The organism is Duganella sp. GW821-FHT07F09, assembly GCF_059418705.1.
Genome location: NZ_JBWKQJ010000008.1, coordinates 351,405 through 369,791 on the forward strand (window position 1 = coordinate 351,405; position 18,387 = coordinate 369,791).

Annotated in this window: 11 protein-coding genes; 2 read left to right on the forward strand and 9 right to left on the reverse strand. The window is 67.7% G+C overall.

Features of this window, described 5'->3' with window-relative positions; all coding sequences use genetic code 11:
• Positions 1 to 133: 133 nt before the first annotated feature.
• Together AC07P1_RS22325 and AC07P1_RS22330 are read right to left on the reverse strand one after the other, a co-directional pair.
• Positions 134 to 2,344 carry a GNVR domain-containing protein gene (locus tag AC07P1_RS22325; RefSeq protein WP_494697895.1) on the reverse strand — a complete coding sequence of 737 codons (2,211 nt, stop codon included), beginning with the start codon at positions 2,342 to 2,344 and terminating at the stop codon, positions 134 to 136.
• Positions 2,345 to 2,351: 7 nt separating this feature from the next.
• The gene (locus AC07P1_RS22330; protein WP_494697896.1) at positions 2,352 to 3,470 is read right to left on the reverse strand and encodes a polysaccharide biosynthesis/export family protein; all 1,119 of its coding nucleotides are present in this window, start codon (positions 3,468 to 3,470) and stop codon (positions 2,352 to 2,354) included.
• Positions 3,471 to 3,723: 253 nt separating this feature from the next.
• Here AC07P1_RS22330 and AC07P1_RS22335 point away from each other — a divergent pair, with 253 nt between their 5' ends.
• Entirely contained in the window at positions 3,724 to 5,883 is a 2,160-nt protein-coding gene (locus AC07P1_RS22335; RefSeq protein WP_494697897.1) for a TonB-dependent siderophore receptor, read from the forward strand.
• Positions 5,884 to 5,889: 6 nt separating this feature from the next.
• Here AC07P1_RS22335 and AC07P1_RS22340 read toward each other — a convergent pair whose 3' ends face one another.
• The 3 genes from AC07P1_RS22340 to AC07P1_RS22350 form a co-directional block, all read right to left on the reverse strand.
• The gene (locus AC07P1_RS22340; RefSeq protein WP_494697898.1) at positions 5,890 to 8,601 is read right to left on the reverse strand and encodes a bifunctional diguanylate cyclase/phosphodiesterase; all 2,712 of its coding nucleotides are present in this window, start codon (positions 8,599 to 8,601) and stop codon (positions 5,890 to 5,892) included.
• The gene (locus AC07P1_RS22345) at positions 8,598 to 9,077 is read right to left on the reverse strand and encodes a type 2 periplasmic-binding domain-containing protein (protein WP_494697899.1); all 480 of its coding nucleotides are present in this window, start codon (positions 9,075 to 9,077) and stop codon (positions 8,598 to 8,600) included. Before AC07P1_RS22345 ends, AC07P1_RS22340 begins: the two co-directional genes overlap by 4 nt.
• Positions 9,078 to 9,330: 253 nt before the next feature.
• Positions 9,331 to 12,531 (reverse strand): PAS domain S-box protein, encoded by a 3,201-nt coding sequence (locus AC07P1_RS22350; protein WP_494697900.1) that lies wholly within the window; start codon positions 12,529 to 12,531, stop codon positions 9,331 to 9,333.
• Positions 12,532 to 12,671: 140 nt separating this feature from the next.
• Here AC07P1_RS22350 and fur point away from each other — a divergent pair, with 140 nt between their 5' ends.
• A complete protein-coding gene (gene fur / locus AC07P1_RS22355) occupies positions 12,672 to 13,124 on the forward strand; it encodes a ferric iron uptake transcriptional regulator (protein WP_315212550.1) in 453 nt (150 codons plus the stop codon).
• Here fur and AC07P1_RS22360 read toward each other — a convergent pair.
• The 4 genes from AC07P1_RS22360 to AC07P1_RS22375 form a co-directional block, all read right to left on the reverse strand.
• The gene (locus AC07P1_RS22360; RefSeq protein ID WP_494697901.1) at positions 13,087 to 13,488 is read right to left on the reverse strand and encodes a response regulator transcription factor; all 402 of its coding nucleotides are present in this window, start codon (positions 13,486 to 13,488) and stop codon (positions 13,087 to 13,089) included. The two genes, fur and AC07P1_RS22360, sit on opposite strands and share 38 nt — an antisense overlap.
• Positions 13,489 to 13,734: 246 nt before the next feature.
• Positions 13,735 to 14,385 (reverse strand): response regulator transcription factor, encoded by a 651-nt coding sequence (locus AC07P1_RS22365; protein WP_494697902.1) that lies wholly within the window; start codon positions 14,383 to 14,385, stop codon positions 13,735 to 13,737.
• Positions 14,372 to 15,832 carry a sensor histidine kinase gene (locus AC07P1_RS22370; RefSeq protein WP_494697903.1) on the reverse strand — a complete coding sequence of 487 codons (1,461 nt, stop codon included), beginning with the start codon at positions 15,830 to 15,832 and terminating at the stop codon, positions 14,372 to 14,374. Before AC07P1_RS22370 ends, AC07P1_RS22365 begins: the two co-directional genes overlap by 14 nt.
• Before the next feature lie 123 nt (positions 15,833 to 15,955).
• Positions 15,956 to 18,361, reverse strand: a complete 2,406-nt coding sequence (locus AC07P1_RS22375; RefSeq protein ID WP_494697904.1) for a beta-L-arabinofuranosidase domain-containing protein — start codon at positions 18,359 to 18,361, stop codon at positions 15,956 to 15,958.
• Between the last annotated feature and the right edge of the window lie 26 nt (positions 18,362 to 18,387).

Here is an 18,387-nt window from a genome sequence, read left to right on the forward strand (position 1 = left end):
TCTATAGTTCAATGCTTTTAGAAAAAAATTCTGACAAGACATTATTACAACAAAAAAACAGGCCCGAATAAGTGCAAGAAACAGCGCAAAAAACCGCGCCCGCGCGCCGTGGTGTTCAACGGGGCATGCTTGCTCAGGCGTCGTTGAACACCACGCCGTGCGGCGCGATGCCGGCCTGGTTGAGCCGTTTGACGGCCGCGTTGAGCTGGCCCTCGGTGGTCACGCCGGCGCGGGTGACGAGGAAGACGGCGCCGGCGTGGGCGCCGACGACCAACGCGTCGGCCGCCTCCATCACCGGCGGCGCCGTCATCAGCACCACGTCGTAGCGGGCGCTGAGCGACTCGAGCAGGCTGGCCAGATGGCGGTGCTGCAGCAGCTCGGTCTGCTGCGGCAGCACGCTGCCGCAAGGAATGAAATCAAGATGGTCGGCAACCCCGTGGCGCACCGCCATGTGCGGCTGCAGCGCGCCGGCCAGGCACTCGGCCAGCCCGCCGCAACGCTCGATGCCGAAATACTCGTGCAGCCGGCCGTCGCGCAGGTCGGCGTCGATCAGCAAGGTGCGCTTGCCGCCCGAGGCCATCAGCAGCGCCAGGTTGACCGACACGAACGAGGCGCCCACCCGCCGCGTCGGCCCCAGGCAGCTGACCACGTTGTTGCGGCTGTGCGGCAACACGAATTCCAGCGCGGCGCGGAACGCCCGCAGGCTCTCGGCGGCCGCGTCGTCCGGCGCCGCCTGCGCCAGCAGCAGCGGCGCCCGCTTGCGCGCCTGCCGCCGCAGGCGGTCCTGGCTGCGGCTGTGCGGGATGGTCGCGTGCACCGTGCGCGCGCCCAGCATCGCCTCGATCCGCTCGGGGTCGTCGATGCCGCCGCCCACGGCCTTGCTGGCGAAGGCCAGCAAGGCGCCCAGGAACAGGCCGGTGACCATGCCCAGCACCACGATCAGCGAGCGGTTCGGCTTGAGCGGGCGCTCCGGCGCCACCGGCATGTCGACCATGCGCACGTTGCCGACCCGCCCCACCGCCACCAGGCGCAACTGCTGCGCCGTGTTCAGCAGCTCGGTGTACAGGTCGGTGCTGACCTTGACGTCGCGCGCCAGGCGCGCCTGTTGCTGCTCGACCAGCGGCAGGCGCTTGATGCGCGCCTCGAGCTCGTCGATCTCGCGCACCGTCTCGCGGCTCTGCTGGTTCAGCGCCTGCAGCAGCGGATGCTCGTCGGTATAGCGCCCCAGCAGCTCGGCGCGCTTTTGCGTCAGCGTGCTGCGGCGCGCCTGCGCCGCCGCCAGGGTGTCGAGCGCGATGCGCACTTCCTGCTCCAGGTTGACGGTGGCGTGGCTGCTGCGGTAGCCGTTGTAGCTGGCCTCGGCGCTTTCGAGCTGGTGGCGCAGCACCGGCAACTGGCGGTCGAGGAAGGCCAGCGTCTTTTGCGCCTCCTCGGTGCGCCGCGCCAGGTTTTGCCGCATGTATTCGCTGCCGATCTCGGTCAGCGTGGCATACACCTGCTGCGGGTTGGCGCCGTGCAGCTTGACCGCGATCACCCCAGACTGCTTGCCCTGCTCGGCGATCTGCAGCGAGCGCTGCACCTGCTCGAGCGCGGCCAGGCGCGAGCTGCGGCGCAAGGTGAAGCGGGCGCCGGGGTTGGCGCGCAGCCGCGTCACCACCAGGTCGATGGCGCCGTCGGCGCCGGCGGCGTGCGCCGCCAGTCCCGTCTCGCCCTCCAGCACCGGGCGCCCTTTGCCGTCGCCGAGCCGGTAGCGCCCGCCGCCGAGCGCGGTGATGGTGAAGTCATGGTTGTACATGGCGTCGGGCACGTCGAAGCTGGCGACCTCGATTTTCTCGCCGCCCCACACATAGCCGCCACGGCCGAACAGGCCGGGCTCGGACAGCTCGCTGCCGCGGCGCGCCGCGATCCACTCGCCGCCCAGCGGGAAATAGCGCGGCCGCGCGTCGATGTACAGGCGCAGCGTGTCGACCGCGCGCGCCACCACCAGCCGCGAGTGCAGCAGCTCCATCTCGGCGATCGCCGCCTTCTTGGTTTCGAACAGCGACGACACGTCGTTGAGGATGTTCTTCGACGTGTTCGGCGTGTCCTCCTCCACGTGCAGCAGCATGTTGGCCTCGTACACCGGGCGCGCGGCCAGCGCGTAGGCCAGCGCCGCCAGGGTGCACAGCGCGGCCACGCCGAGGATCAGCCAGCGCCGCGCGAACAGCGTCTGGAAGTAAGAGCGCCACGCCAGCGCGCCGGGATCCGGCCCGGGCAGCGGTTCGACCCGCTCGATCAGTTGGGTCGGCGCGGCGATGCCGCGCAGCGAGCGCAGTTGCGGCGGGTTGTCGTAAGCGTCGTTCATGGGGGGCCTATGGTCTGGTGGTGGCGCCGACGGCGGACGACAGCTCGCCCGGGAACAGCTGGCTGATCGCGCGGTGCCAGTTGGCCAGCGGCGAGGCGGCCACGTACACGACGTCCTTGGCGCGCAGCTCGAAGCGCTCGGCCAGCGCCAGCGCCCGCGACGGCCGGGCGTCGAGCCGGTACACGCGCGGCCCCTGCGCCGTCTGCCGCACCACGTACACCTGGCCGGCGTCGCCGCTTTGCGGATTGATGCCGCCGACCTCGCCGAGCGCCTCGTTCAAGGTCAGCCGGCCGTCGTGCATGGTCAGCGAGCGCGGTTGCAGCACCTCGCCGGCGACGAACACCTTGCTCTCGTCGCGCGGCGGCACCCGCACGATGTCGCCGTTGACCAGCATCACGGCGGCGGCGTGGCGGCCGTCGCGCAGCGCGCGGACCAGGTCGATCTTGTGGCGCCGGCCCGCGCGCTCGACGCTGATGCGGCTCTGGTCGGCGTTGGGCGTCAGGCCGCCGGCGCGGTTGATCGCCTCGAGCAAGGTCATCGGAATATCGTTGACGGTCTGCAGGCCCGGCGTGCGCACCTCGCCGTCGATGTAGACCCGCTGGCTGCGGTAGGCCTGCACGCTGAGCGTGACGCGCGGGTCGCGGAAGTAGCGCGCCAGCCGCTTGGTCAGCAAGGCGCCGGCCTGCTCGCGCGTCAGCCCGGCGAAGTCCATCGTGCCGGCGAACGGGAAGTGCAGCTTGCCCTGCTGGTCGATGACAAAGCTGGCCGCCGGCGGCCCCAGCCCGGCGCCGTCAACGCCCTGGTCGCGCGCGACCGCGCCGGTCAGTTCCGGATGGTCCCACAAGGTGATCGCCAGCACGTCGCCGACACCCAGGATATAGGTATACGCGCCGGGCTCGGCGGCCGCCAGGCTGCCCAGGTCCTGGCCGGCGGCCGGCGCGCCGGCGTTACTGCGCTGCTCGGCGTCCAGCCATTGCTCGGTGATGGGAATGACCTCGGCGTCGTCCGGCGCCGGCGCGCTGTGCATGCCGGTGGCGCAGCCGCCCAGCAGCGCCAGGCCGGACAGCAAGGGCGCCAGGCGGGACCTGATCGTTGTGACGGTGGTGGATGGTGTGGCGGTGTGCATGGCGGCCTCCGATAGCTCGACCAGAGTAGATCGCGTCCCGCAAGGCAGCCTTGTTTCACATCAAACGGGCGCCTGCGCGCAAATCGCCACGATGAGCGCGCCACCTTTGCATACATGTCATCAATCAACTATAATTGGTAATGATTCTTATTAAGATTTGATCGCTCCGCGCGCTCATTTCCCCCAATTCACCGTCCCAGCCAGGCAACGCGATTCCCCAGCCAGTGACACGATCTCACCCAAGGAGTTCCGCATGCCCCGTCACCTTCCCCTGCGCCCGCTGTTGCTGGCGCTGTCGCTGGCCCATTCCGCCACCGCCCTGGCCGCCGAGCGCGATGTCGCCGCCAGCGCGGCCACCGTGGCGGCCGCCACCGATGCGGGCGTCGCCGACTCGTCCGCCGCCGAGCCGACGATGGCGGTGGTCACGGTGACCGGCGCCGCCGGGGACGACGGCTACACGGCCTCCCGCACCCGCTCGGCTGGCAAGCTCGACCTGTCGCTGCGCGAGACGCCGCAATCGGTGTCGGTGGTCACGCGCGCGCTGATGGACGACTTCAAGCTCAACAACATCAACGACGTGCTGGCCACGACCACCGGCGTCACCGTCGAGCGCGTGGAGACCAGCCGCACCTATTACACGGCGCGCGGCTTCGACATCATCAACTTCCAGTACGACGGGGTCGGCACGCCGCTGGTGTTCGGCAACATCGCGGGCAACCTCGACACCGGCCTGTACGAGCGCATCGACATCGTGCGCGGCGCCAACGGTTTGATGAGTTCGACGGGCAACCCGTCGGCCACCGTCAACTTCATCCGCAAGCGGCCGACGGCGCAGACGGCGGCCAGCGCCAGCGTCACCCTGGGCTCATGGAACCAGCGCCGCGTCGAGGGCGACGTCAGCACCAAGCTCAACGAAAGCGGCAGCGTCACCGGCCGCGCCGTCGTGATCCGCCAGGAAAGCGACTCCTACCTGGACCGCTACGAGCCGCGCAAGACCGTCGGCTACGCGGTCATCGACGCCCACCTGGGCGACAGCACCTTGCTGACCATCGGCCACACCTACGAAACCAACCGCGGCAAGGGCGTCATGTGGGGCGCCCTGCCGCTGTTCTACAGCGACGGCAGCCCGACCGACTATCCGGTCTCGGCCAGCACCTCGGCCGACTGGTCGCGCTGGGACACCGTCACCAACAGCAGCTTCGCCGAACTGGGCCACGATCTGGGCGGCGGCTGGCGCGTGCAATCGACGCTCAACCACATCACCTACCGCTCCGATTCGGCGCTGGAATATGTCTACGGCACGCCTGACAAGCTCACCGGCGACGGCCTGTTCGCCTATCCGTCGCGCTACGGCGCCCGCCAGCGCCAGACCTTGCTGGACGTCTCGGTCGACGGCAAATTCGGCCTCGGCGGACGCCAGCACGACCTGAGCTTCGGCTACAGCTGGTCCAAGTCGACCTTACGCGACGAATCGCTGTACGGGCGCGGCATCGGCGACCCGCTGCCCGGCAACAGCGCCTTCGACGGCAGCCTGCCGCAGCCGCTGTTCGACGCCGCCTACGACGGCAGCAGCTACGAAGACCGCCGCAACACCGTCTACGCCGCCGCCCGCTTCAACCTGGCCGACGACTGGAAACTGCTGACCGGCATCAACAGCACGCGCGCCAGGAGCAGCGGCGTGTCCTACGGCACCAGCAAGGCCCGCTCGGCCAGCAAGAGCACGCCTTACGTCGGCCTGGTCTACGACATAAACCGCAACTGGTCGGCCTACGCCAGCCACACGGAGATTTTCAACCCGCAAAGCGAAACCGACGCCAGCGGCAACACGCTGGCGCCGGTCGAAGGCAAGACCACCGAGGCCGGCCTGAAAAGCGCGTTCTACAACGGCAAGCTGAATCTGTCGGGGGCGGTCTTCAAGACCAAACAGGACAACACCGCCGAGCAGGCGGACTTTGTCGGCGGCAAGACCGTGTATCGCGGCCTGAACGCCGAATCGCAGGGCGTCGAGTTCGATCTGGCCGGCGAGCTGGCCAAGGGCTGGCAGGCCAGCGCCGGCGTCACGCGGCTGTCGATCCACGGCGATGAGGGGCAAATCGTCAAGACCTACATCCCGCGCACCACGGTCAAGCTCCACACCACCTACCGCGTGCCGGCGCTGCCGGCGCTCAAGGTCGGCGGCACCGTGGCGTGGCAAAGCGCCATCGACACCGACCAGGGCGGCGGCATCAAGACCACGCAGGCCAGCTATGCGCTGCTGGGGCTGATGGCCCGCTACGACATCGACAAACATCTGAGCCTGTCGGTCAACCTCAACAACCTGACCGACAAGAAATACCTGACCAGCCTGTATTGGACGCAAAGCCTGTACGGCGCGCCGCGCAACGGCAGCGCCACGTTGACGTGGACCTGGTAACGGGGCCTATGCGACGACCTCGCTGCGCCGCGCAAGCGGCGGCGCGGCGCCGGTCGCGCGCTTCAGCAGCGCCGCCAGTTGCTCCGGCGGCAGCGGCTCGCTGAACAGATAACCCTGCATCTCGTCGCAGCCGTTGGCGCGCAGGAAGCCACGCTGCTGCTCCGTTTCCACGCCCTCGGCGATCACGCGCAGCTTGAGGCGGTGCGCCAGGCCGATGATGGAACTGGCGATGGCCTGGTCGCCGGCGCTGTGCGCCAGGTCGCGCACGAAGGACTTGTCGATCTTGAGGGTGCTGATCGGGAACGACTTGAGCGCCGACAGGCTCGAATAACCGGTACCGAAGTCGTCGATCGACAGCGCCACGCCCATCGTCCGCAGCTGCTCCATCTTGCCGAGCGCGCGCGTCAGGTCGCGCATGATCACGCCCTCGGTCACCTCCAGCTCCAGCCAGCGCGGCGCCATGTCGCTGTCGGCCAGCGCCAGCGCCACCCGCTCGACCAGCCGCCCCTCCTCGAACTGGCGCGGCGACACATTGACCGAGATGCACAGCGGCGGCAGGCCGGCGTCCTGCCAGGCGCGGTTCTGGTGGCACGCCTCGCGCAGCACCCACTCGCCCAGCGCCACGATCATGCCGCTCTCCTCGGCCAGCGGAATGAAACGGTCCGGCCCGATCACGCCGTGCTCCGGATGCTCCCAGCGCACCAGCGCCTCGGCGCCGAAAATGCGGCCGGTGCGCAGATCCACCTTGGGCTGGTACACCAGGCGGAACTGGCGATGCTCCAGCGCCTGGCGCATGCCCTCGAGCAGCACCAGCTTTTGTTCGATCTCGGCGTTCATTTCGTGCGCGTAGAACTGGCAGTTGTTCTTGCCCAGCTCCTTGGCGCGGTACATCGCCGCGTCGGCGTGCATCAGCAGCGTTTCGGCGTCGGCGCCATCGTTGGGATGGACCGCCACGCCGATGCTGCAGCTGACCTGCACCTGCTGCCCGCCCACGCTGATCGGCTGCAGCACCGCCTCGCGCACCCGTTCCAGCACCGCCGCCGCCCCGGTGTCCCCGCCGTCCACGGCGGCCGCCTCCCGCAGCATCAGCACGAATTCGTCGCCGCCGAAGCGGCCCACGCTGTCGCCCGGGCGCAGGCAGGCGGCCATGCGCCCGGCCACCACCTTGAGCAGCGCGTCGCCGGCGTTGTGACCGAGGCCGTCGTTGACCAGTTTGAAACCATCGAGATCGATGAACGCCACCAGCAAGGTGGCGTCGCCGTCGCCACCATCGCGGCGCGCCTCGGCCACCGTCAGCTCCAGCCGCTCGGTGATCAGGATGCGGTTCGGCAGGCCGGTCAGGGTGTCGTGGTGGGCCAGGTGCTGCATGCGCTCCTCGGCCAGCTTGCGCTCGGTGATATCGCGCACGATGGCCACCACGCCGCCTTCGACCGGCACCACCTGCTGGTGCAGCCAGCGCGCGCTCAACTCGGGTATCGTGTTCTCCCATTCCTGCTCGTGCACGCCGCCGGCCTGCGTCACGCGCACCAGGTCGGCGAACATGCCGCTCTCGCGCGCCGTCGGCACCAGCCGCAGCAACGTGGTGCGGCACAGGCGCTCGCGGCTCACGCCGGTGAACTGTTCGGCGCGGGAATTGGCGTCGACGATGTTGAAATCGACGATCGCGCCGGCGCCGTCGCGCACCTCGCGCATGACGAAGAAGGCGTCCAGGCTGGCCGCCGACGCCGCCGCGTAGGTCTCCTGCGCGCGCCGCACGCCGGCGCGGTGGCGCGCGCCCTGCCACGACCACAGCCACAGCAGGCCGGTGGCGATCGCCAGCGCCAGGCTGGCCGCGCCGGCCCGCCACAGGATCTCGCGCCGCTTGCGCTCGAACGCAGCCATCTGCTCCTGCTCGTCGAGGCCGGCGACGACCTTCAGCGCCACGCCGTGCAGTTCGCTGACGCCGCTGGAGCGGCTCACCCCGTCCTGCGGATGCGGACGGGCGACCGACTGCAGATGGGGCGGCGTCGCTGGCGCCGCCAGGCGCTGCCCGAACGACACCTTGTCGCCGATGCGCAGGGCGCGCACCACGCCGTCCGTGCCGATCAGCCCCAGCATGCCGCGCTCGCCCATGCGGCTGCGCTCATAGCCGCTGGTGAAATACGCGGGATCGGTTTCGACCATGACGACGCCGGCGAAGTTGCCCTTCGCGTCGTCGAGCCGGCGCGTGAAATGCAGATGCCACTCGGTCTTGGCGGCATCGCGCATGGGCTCGCCGACAAAGATCGCGCCGCTGTCGCGCTCCTGGTGGAAGTTGAAGTAGCGCTGGTCGGCGACCGAGATCGGCGTCGCCTGCGGACTGCTGGCGACCGTCATGCCGTCGCGGTCGACGATGCTGACGGAAAACACCAGGCCCGACGGCAGCAAACCCTCGCGGGCCAGTTCCGGCAGCGCGCCCAGCGTGCCGCGCCGCTCGACCGCGTACTTGAGCACGCGCAGCGTTTGATCGATGCCATCCAGCCCGCGCGCCACCTGCGCCTCGTAGGTGCCCAGCACCTCGCGCAGCGAATCGGCGGCCGCCTCGCGTGCCCGCACCCGTTCGACGTCGATCTCGTGCAGCGACAGCAGCCAGATCGCCACCAGCAGCAGCAGCGCGAACAGCGGCAGCGAGATATGCGTGTCGAGCCCGCGCCGCAACCAGCGCGCGCGCAGGCTGTCGCCGGCCTTGGACGCCGTCATGGCCGCAGCTCCAGCACCTTGACGCTGGCGTCGAGCGCGGCGCGGTCGATGTAGCCGATCATGGCCGGGTTGTCGGCCACCATGCGGCGCACGGCGGCGCTGTTGTGCAGCTCGCGCGGGGGCTGGCCCCGTCCGGTGAACACCATCTTGCTCCAGTAAGCCTTCATCAGCGCCGGCGAGCGGTCCGCGACGCGCCGGTAGAACGCGTCGCGCAGCGCGCTGCCGGGCGGCAGGTCGAGCGCCACCGCCTCGGCGCCGCCGGGAAAGCGGTCGGTTTGCGCCATGAAGATGGCCGCCACTTGCTCATAGCGCAGCGCGGACAGCGGATTCCTGGGCGACACCACGATCACCGGATCGTGCGGGCCGGCCTCGACGGCGAACGCCGGCAACGCGGCCGGCACCGTCAATAAAAATATCGTGAGTAAACGTCTGGTCAACAAACGCATCGCGGGCAAGGGCAAGAATAAATCGGTCATGCGGAATTCCTGTCTGTGTTCCCGGTGGTACATATACGGCGCGGTCGCCAGTACACAGGGTTCGGGCGTAACGCGCCAGGGACCGCAGACGGGCGTCTGTTCTTCAGAATGGGAAAGGTGGCAACGCCGCTTCGCGGCCGGGGCCGCAAATGGCAAACTGCCTCAAAGCAACTTTAGATGAAGTAAAGCAATATACCAAAAATTCTATCCAAAAACCACTTTAATTTTAATAGAATTACATCAATAATATGCTTTACACCACGGACGCCAGCATCTGCATTAGCTTATCGACACTGAACGGTTTGAGCAGCAATTGCGCGCCCTCGAGCGGGAAGCGTGGATGCTGGCCGCTGGCGAAGATGATCCGCAGATCGGGCCGCAACGCGCGGGCGCGCGCCGCCAGCACCTCGCCGGAGAGATCCGGCAGCGAGATATCGGTGATCATCACGTCCACCGCCTCGCCGTCGAGCAAGCCCAGCGCGGCGGCCGCGTCGCCGGCCGGCAACACCGTATGGCCCAGCAGTTCCAGCAGCTCGGTGGTGGTCTCGCGCAGTTCGCGCTCGTCCTCCACCAGCACGATGCGCAAGCCGGCCGCCGGTGCGCTCCCTTCCTGCGCCCCGGCCGCGTCGCTGGAGGCCGCTGGCGCCGGCGGCTGCGCGGCAAGCTGCGCCTGATGCTGGCGGTTGGCCAGCACGTGGCGCACCTTGCGCGCAAGCGCCTCGCGGGTGTAGGGCTTGCCCAGCAAATCGACGCCGGCATCGAGCCGGCCGCCGTGCACGATGGCGTTTTCCGTGTACCCGGACGTGAACAGCACCGCGATGCCCGGCAGCCGCTCGCGCGCCTTGCGCGCCAGCTCGGGGCTGCGCAGCGCGCCCGGCATCACCACGTCGGTGAACAGCAGGTCTATCGGCAGGCCGCTGTCGATGATGCTCAGCGCGCTGGCCGCGTCGTTCGCCTTGACCACGCGGTAACCGAGCTCGCTGAGCATTTCGACCACGGTGGCGCGCACGCCGTCGTCGTCCTCGGCCACCAGGATGGTTTCCTGGCCGCCGACCACCGCGCGCATTTCCGGCGGCGCCGGCGCGTCCTCGACATCGGTCGAACGGGGCAGGTACAGCTTGACGGTGGTGCCGCTTCCGGGCTCGCTGTAGATCTTCACGTGGCCGCCCGACTGGCGCGCGAAGCCGTACACCATCGACAATCCCAGGCCGCTGCCCTTGCCTTCCGGCTTGGTCGAGAAGAACGGATCGAACGCCTGCGCCAGCACCTCGGGGCTCATGCCGCTGCCGGTGTCGCTGATGGCGATCATCACGTACTGGCCCGCCGCCAGCTCGGGATGGGTGGCCGCGTACTGGTCGTCGAGCATGGCGTTGCCGACCTCGATGGTCAGCCTGCCCACGCCGTTCATGGCGTCGCGCGCGTTGATGCACAGATTGAGCACCGCGTTCTCCACCTGCGCGGTGTCGACCAGGGTGTTCCACAAGCCGCCCGAGATCACCGTCTCGACCTCGATCTCCTCGCCCAGCGTGCGGCGCAGCATGTCCTCCATGCCGGCGATGAAGCGGCCGATCTTGACCACCCGCGGATCGAGCGCCTGGCGCCGGCCGAACGCCAGCAGATAGCTGGCCAGCTTGGCGCCGCGCGTGACGCCGGCCAGCGCGTGCTCGAGGCGCTTCTCGGCGCGGGCGTTGCCCTTGACGTCGCCGCCTAGCAGTTGCAGGTTGCCGGAGATGACCTGCAGCAGATTGTTGAAATCGTGCGCCACGCCGCCGGTCAGCTTGCCGATCGCCTCCATCTTCTGCGACTGCTGCAGCGCCGCCGCCGTGCGGCGCATCTCGTCGGCCGCCGCCCGCTCGGCCGTCATGTCGCGGCCCACCGCGTGCACGTAGCGCTCGTCCGGCACCGCCGTCCACGACAGGATCGCGTGGCCGCCTGCCTTGCGCAAGGTGCGGTTCTCGAACTTGAAGGTATGCCGGCCCTCGGCCAGCGAGGCCATCTCCGCCTGCGATGCGGCCATGTCGTCGGGATGCACCAGTTTGTAGAGCGAGGTGCCGATCACCTCCGCTTCCTCCCATCCCAGCAGGCGGGTGAAGGCCGGGTTGACGGCCACCACCCAGCCGTCCAGCGTCACCACCAGCATCACGTCGGTCGAATAGCGCCACATGCGGTCGCGCTCCGCGGTGCGCTCGGTCACCTGCTGCTGCAGCTTGTAGGCGGTCGACTTCTGGTCCTCGATATCGGTGCTGGTGCCGACCCAGCGCTGCACCACGCCGTGGTCGTCGACGATCGGAAGGGCGCGCACGATGTGCCAGCGGTAGATGCCGTCGGCGCGGCGGATGCGGTACTCGGTCTCGAAGGTCTGGCCGGTGGCCACCGCGACGATCCACGCCTGGCTGGCCGCCGGCAGGTCCTGCGGATGGACGATTTCCGCCCAGCGGCTGTCGTTCAACTCGCCGGGCTGGGTGCCGGAGTAGCGGTAGACCTGGTCGTTGAACCAGTCCAGCCGCCCGTCGGCGTCGGCCTGCCAGACCTGGCTCGGTATCGTCTGCGACAAGGTGCGGAAGGTGTTCTCGCTGGCGCGCAGCAGGTTCTCGGCCATCACGCGGTCGGTCACGTCGGCGCCCTGCACGAAGATGCCCCACACGGCGCCGGCGGCGTCGCGCAGCGGCTGGTAGACGAAATCGAGGAAGCGCTCGCGCGCCGGCCGGTCGCCGGTGGCGGCCAGGAAGAACGGCACGGCGGTGCCGGACCAGGTCTCGCCGGACGCGTACAGTTTATCGAGCAGGCCGACGAAGCCCTGGCTGTTGGCCTCCGGCAGCGCCGCGCGCACCGGCAGGCCGATCACCTCGCGCTGGCCGACCAGCGCCATGTAGGCCGGATTGGCCGACATGAAGACATGCTCGGGACCGGACAGCATCGCCATGAAGCCGGGGGCCTGCTCGAACATGATGCGCATGCGCTCGGCCTCGTTGCGCACGCGGCGCTCGGCCTTGACCTTGTCGGTGGTCTCGATCACCAGCACCATCACGCCGACCGGCGTGCCGTCCTCGTCGAGCACCGGCGAGTAGTCCAGGTTCATCCACACTTGTTCCGGCGCGCCGTTGCGGTGCAGCGTCAATTCTTGGTCGGTGTAGACCAGCGTGCGGCCGGCCAGGCCGACCTTGATCACGTGGTCGTTGAAATCGGCCACCTCCGGCCAAGCCTCGCGCACGTTGGCGCCCAGCGACATCGGATGGCGGCCGCCGGCGAACACCGAATAGCCGTCGTTATAGATCATCACCCCCTGCTCGCGCATCAGCAGCACGATCGGCACGGTCGAGCGCAATATCAGCGCCACGGTCGTCTTGAGCGACTGCGGCCAGGCGTCGATGGGGCCAAGCGCGGTGTTGCTCCAGTCGTGGGAAGCGATGATCTGCGCGACTTGGCCGCCGCCATTGAGGAAGGGATGGGTCACAGTGTCCGGAAAATAAATGTTGTCCGGAGATTATAGGTTGTCCTGAACAAAAAAGGCCGCGCACGCGATCGATACTGCATTGCCAAAGAAATAAAATACGGATATAGTGCGAATAAGAATCATTATCATTAGAGAGACGCATGGATATCCCCCAAGAGTTGCGCAAGCTTGGCCTCAAGGCCACCCTCCCCCGTCTGCGCATCCTGCAATTGTTCCAGGAATCGAAAAGCAAGCATTTGAACGCGGACGACGTCTACCGGCTGCTGCACGACGAAAACATCGACATGGGGCTGGCCACCGTGTACCGGGTGTTGATGCAGTTCGCCGACGCCGGCATCCTGATCCGCCGGCACTTCGAATCGGTGGCCTCGGTGTTCGAGCTCAACGAAGGCGGCCACCACGACCACCTGATCTGCACCAACTGCGGCAAGATGGAGGAATTCCTCGACGCCGAGATCGAAGCGCGGCAGGAGGCGGTGGCCAAGGAGCGCAACTTCGTGCTGCACGAGCACTCGCTGTCGCTGTACGGTTTTTGCGGCGACTGCGCCGACAACATCAATCCGATGGCGGCAAGGAAGCTGCGGCGTTCCTGAGGCAGGCGAGCAGCTGGTTGGCGTCGAACGGTTTGCTCAAGAAGCAGCAGGCGCCGCCCTGCAGCGCGCGTTTGCGCAGCGCCGCCTCGGGAAAGGCGGTCATCAGGATCAGCGGCAAGGTATTGCCCCGGCGACGCAATTCCTCCAGCAACTCGATGCCGCTCATGCCGGGCATCTGCAGATCGGTGATCACGCAATGAAACTGCTCGAACGCGGCGCCGCCCGCGCCCAGCAGCGCCTGCGCCGAATCGAAGGCCTGCGCCGCATAGCCGTAGGAGCGCAGCAGGCTGCTCAAGCCGACGCGCACGGCGTCGTCGTCGTCGACGATCGCGATATGACAAAACTGTGGTTCCGGATCAGACACTGGGTACTCCCATGTTCGAACGGCGTCTCGCGGCCGTCCTGCGCATGGTGGAACGATACAGGCTCGCTGACGGCGGGAAAATCATACGAGGGTATAGGTCGATGCGGCGGGACCAGTCAGCGCCATGCTTCCCTCCCAGCAAACCCCGGGGGTCAGGTCCGACATTCGGACATTTTAGAACTTTTTGCGCACTAAAAAGTTCCCCAATTTTCCGTTTTGTCCGAATGTCGGACCTGACCCCGGGGTTTAGGCCAGGCCGAGCGCCTCGGCCATGCGCACCAGGTCGGCGAAGGTCTTGGCCTGCATCTTGCGCATCGCGTTGCCGCGATGGATTTTGACGGTGATCTCGCTGGTCCCCACTTCGCCCGCGATCTGCTTGTTCATCAGGCCGCGCGCGGCCAGCGCCATGATTTCGCGCTCGCGCGGCGTCAGGCTCTCGTAGCGCGCGGTCAGTCCCTGCAGCGCACCGTCGCGCCGGCGCCGCGCGTGGTCGGCCCGCAGCGCGGCGTCGATCGCGTCGAACAGCTCCTGGTCGCGGAACGGCTTCGCCAGGAAGTCGATCGCGCCGGCCTTCATCGCCCGCACCGACATCGGTATGTCGCCATGGCCGGTCATGAAGATGATCGGCAGCGCCACGCCGTCGCGCCGCAGGTCGGCCTGGAAATCGAGACCGCTGACACCTTGCAAGCGCACGTCGAGCAGCAGGCAACTGGTGACGTCGGCGCGCGGTTCGGCCAGGAATTCGGCCACCGACGCGAAGGCGGCGACCCGCATGCCGACCGACCGCAAAAGGCTGGAAACGGCCTCGCGCAGCGGCGCCTCGTCGTCGACGATGTAGACCAGCGTTTCGGCATGGTCGATCGGGGCGTTCGGGTCAAGCGGGTCAATCTGGTTCATACGCCGGCATGGAAAAGGTGATGGTGGCGCCAACCAAAGGGCTGGCCGGCGCGGGCTGGCCCACCCAGATGCGGCCGCCGTGGGTCTCGATGATGGAGCGGCAAATCGGCAATCCCATGCCCATGCCGTCCTCCTTGGTGCTGTAGAACGCCTCGAACAGTCGCGGCGCGGCGTCGGCGGCGATGCCGGGGCCGGAGTCGCTCACGCTCAGTAGCGGCGCGCCGTCGGCGGCCAGGCCGGTTTGCAGCATCAGCACCGCCTGTCCCGGCGCGCAGGCGGCCATGGCCTGGCTGGCGTTCATCAGCAGATTGATGATCACTTGCTGCAGCTGCACCCGGTCGCCGCACACCGGCGGCAGTTGTGGCGCCAGGTCCAGCGTCAGCGCCACGCGGTGGGTATCGAGTTCGCGCCGCACCAGGTCCACGCTCTCCTCGGCGACGGCGTTCAGGTCCAGCACCGCGTACTGCGGATCGCTGCGGCGCGCCAGCGCGCGTATGCGTTTGATCACGCCGGTGGCGCGGCCGCTCGCCTCCAGTATGCTGGCGACCGTGGCGCGCGCCTCGGCCAGGTCGGGCTGCGGGCGGTTCATCCAGCGCAAACAGGCCTCGCCGTTGGTGGAAATCGCCGCCAGCGGCTGATTGACCTCGTGCGCGATGGAGGCCGCCAGTTCGCCCAGCATCGTCACGCGGGTGGCGTGCGCCAACTGCACCTGGGCGCTGTGCAGCGCCTGTTCGGCCAGCACCGCCGCCGTGACGTCGGTCACCGCTCCGAGGTACTCGCAGGCGCCTTGCTTGTCGTAGCGCGGCTCGGCCAGCACGTGCACATACTTCAGCCGGCCGTCCGGCAGCAGCAGGCGGTGACGCAGATCGACCACGCCCTCCGCGTCGGGCGCCCGCTCCAGCGCGGCGCGAACCTGCGGGCGATCGTCCGGCGCGCTGCGCTCCAGCACCCGCTCCATCGTCGGCGTCGCGTCCAGCGGGTAGCCGAAAATGCGCGCCGCCTCATCCGACCAGTACATCTCGCCGCCGCCCGCCTTGAAACTGAAGCTGCCGGTCTTGCTGATGCGCTGGGTGCCGGCCAAAAAAGCCTCGCTGCGGCGCAGCGCGTCCTCGCGCGCCAGCAGCGCGTTGGTGGCGCCCTGCCCGCGCAGCGCCAGGAAGGACGTGATGCCGATGGCGAGCAGGCCGACCATCATGCGGCCGGAGGCGGCGCCGGAAAACACCACCGTATGCGTCAGCAGGTAGGAGGCTACCGTCAATGTCAGGCAGATGGCGGTGACCAGCAGCACGCCACGCCGCTGCCACACGCTGGCCGACAACAGCACCACCACCACGTACATCACGGCCACCGCCATGTCCAGCGGCGTGAAGGTATCCACCGCGAAGATCAACAACGTCAGGCATATCAACAGCCCGGACAACCAGGGAGTGCGCGGTACCCGAAACATGCTGTCCTTGTAGATTATGAAATAGGCAATCCCTCCAATTATAGGGGGGATCGCGCGGCTTGAAACCTATACTCCGGATAGGTTTTTGCCCCTTCCACATCGTGCAGGATTAAATGGAATCGGTCAGCGCCGCACGTACAAGCGCGCGCCGAACACCGGTCCCGCCGTGTGGCCCGGCTCCGGATCGAAGCGGACCACGATGCTGCTCTTGCCGCTGGTCAGACGCTCCGGCAGCACGTAATCGCGGTCGATGAACTCACCGGGATGGCTGCCATCGAGCTTGACGCGCGCCACCCGCTCGCCGTCGATGCTGATGTGGAAATCGCGGTTGCGCTCCTCGCCCCAGTAACTGGCCTGCAGCACCAGCTGCCCCGGTCCGCACTTCATACGGAAGCTGAAATAGCCGCCGGTGCGGGCGTCGCGGCCCATGCGGCCGCGATAGGACACCGGATACGAGATATCCGATTGCAGGTCGTGGTCGCGCTCCGGCTGCATCTCGCCCAGGTGCATGACGTCGATCGAACGGTCGGCCAGATCCTTGAGGCGCGCCTCCTCCTTTCGGAACGCCGCCTCCGAGGCCGCCCATTCCTGCTCGTTGTAAGCGTTGAAGTACACCGCCGCGCGACGGTCGTACTGGGCGAAGAACGGGGTGAATTTCATATCGCCGGGCCGCCCGCTGCCGACCGTGCGGTACACGGCCTTCACCTTGTCGGCCTCCTTGAACGAGGCCAGGATATTGGCGCCGACCAGCGCCGGCGCCAGGCCGTCGAAGGGTTTGTCGGCCGCGCCCAAATCGGCGGCCAGCACCATCGGTCCGCGCAACAGCGCCACCACCTTGTCGTTGCCGGCTGCCGATTCCAGGCGCAGCTCCAGCGGCAAGGTCAATCGCACGCTGTCGCCGGCGCGCCAGCGGCGCCGCACGAACAAGTAGCCCTTGTCCTTGGTGGCGGCATGCGGCTTGCCGTTGACCAGCAGGGTATGTCCGGAAGCCCAGGCCGGGATGCGCAGGGCCAGCGTGTAATAGCGCTGGCCGGCCAGGCGCTTGACCTTGATGTCGATCTCGCCCTCGAAGGGATAGCGCGTCGTCATCTCCAGCGTGGCCGCCGCGTGCCGCCACTTCACCAGCGACGGAATGTACAGGTTGACGAACAGCGTATCGCGGTTCTCCCAATACACCGAGTCGCCATGCTTGGAGTGGCTCTCGATGCCGGACAACACGCAACACCAGAAGTCGTTCTCCTCACTGGAATACTCGCGCGCCACGCCCGACATCAGCGGCGTCATATAGGTGAACATGCCCGTGCGCGGATTCTGGTGCGCCATGATGTGGTTCAGGTGCGTGCGCTCGTAGTAGTCGAAATAGGCGGCGTCCGGCGACCAGCTGTACAGATGACGCGTCATCTTCAGCATGTTGTAGCTACAGCAGGCTTCGCAGGTCTGCTCGGTGATGTGGGTGGCGATGGTGTCGGGACCGGAAAAATATTCGCGGTCGCCGTTGCCGCCGATGACATAGCTGTGGTGATCCGTCACCGTCTTCCAGAAAAACTTGACGGTGTCGGCGTCGCTCTGTTGGCCCTTGAGTTCATACAGGCGCGCCAGGCCGATCAGCTTGGGAATCTGCGTGTTCGAGTGCAGGTTGGCCAGTTCGTCGCGGCCTTCGGCCAGCGGCGCCAGCGCCTTGTGGTGGTACAGTCGCCGCGCGACCTTCAGCCAGCGCTCGTCGTCGGTGCGCGCGTACAGTTCGGCGAAGCTCTCGTTGATGCCGCCATGTTCGCACGCCAGCACCTGCTGCAGCTGTTCGTCGTTCAAGGCGTCGAAGACCTTGGCCATGTAGCCGGCCAGTCCCGTCGCCACTTGCAGCGCCTGCGCGTTGCCGGCGTAGGTCTGGGCGTCGAACAGGCCGGCGAACACCTTGTGCCAGTTATACAACGGCACCCAGCAGCCATTCAGGTCGAATCCGGCCGAGCGTATCTCGCCACGCATGATCTCGGGGAATATCTCCTTGCCGTCGACCACCTTGCCGTCTTTGCGCTTGCGCATGAAGCCACCGACGTAGCCGTCGCCCTGCGCCTTCTGCACCCGCGCCAGTTCGGCGACGATGTAGTCGATGCGCGGTTTGAGCGCCGGCAGTCCGCTCTGCGCGTGCATCAGCGACAGCGCCGACAGGTAGTGGCCCAGGCCCTCGCCGGCGATGGTGTCCGACTCCCAGCCGCCATAGATCTTGCCCTTGACCGGCAGTCCGGCGAACAGGTGGTAGTTGTGCAGGAAGCGGTCGGCGCTGAGCCGTAGCAGGTAGGACTGGTTGGCCTGCAGCGCGTCGGCGTAGAAGGACGGCAGCAGGCGCACGTCCGACATGGGCACCGCGGTGGCGGACGACGGGGTGGAAGGCGCGGTGGTTGCGCCAGCACCGGTGGCCGGTGCCGCCGCGCCGGCGGCATTGGCCTTGGCGCTCCACCCGGATATCAACCCGAGACTGGCGGCACCCTGCAGGATCAATCGACGGTGACGGAACGGTGACGAGGCGCGCATGGTTATCCTGAATAGACGATGTTATC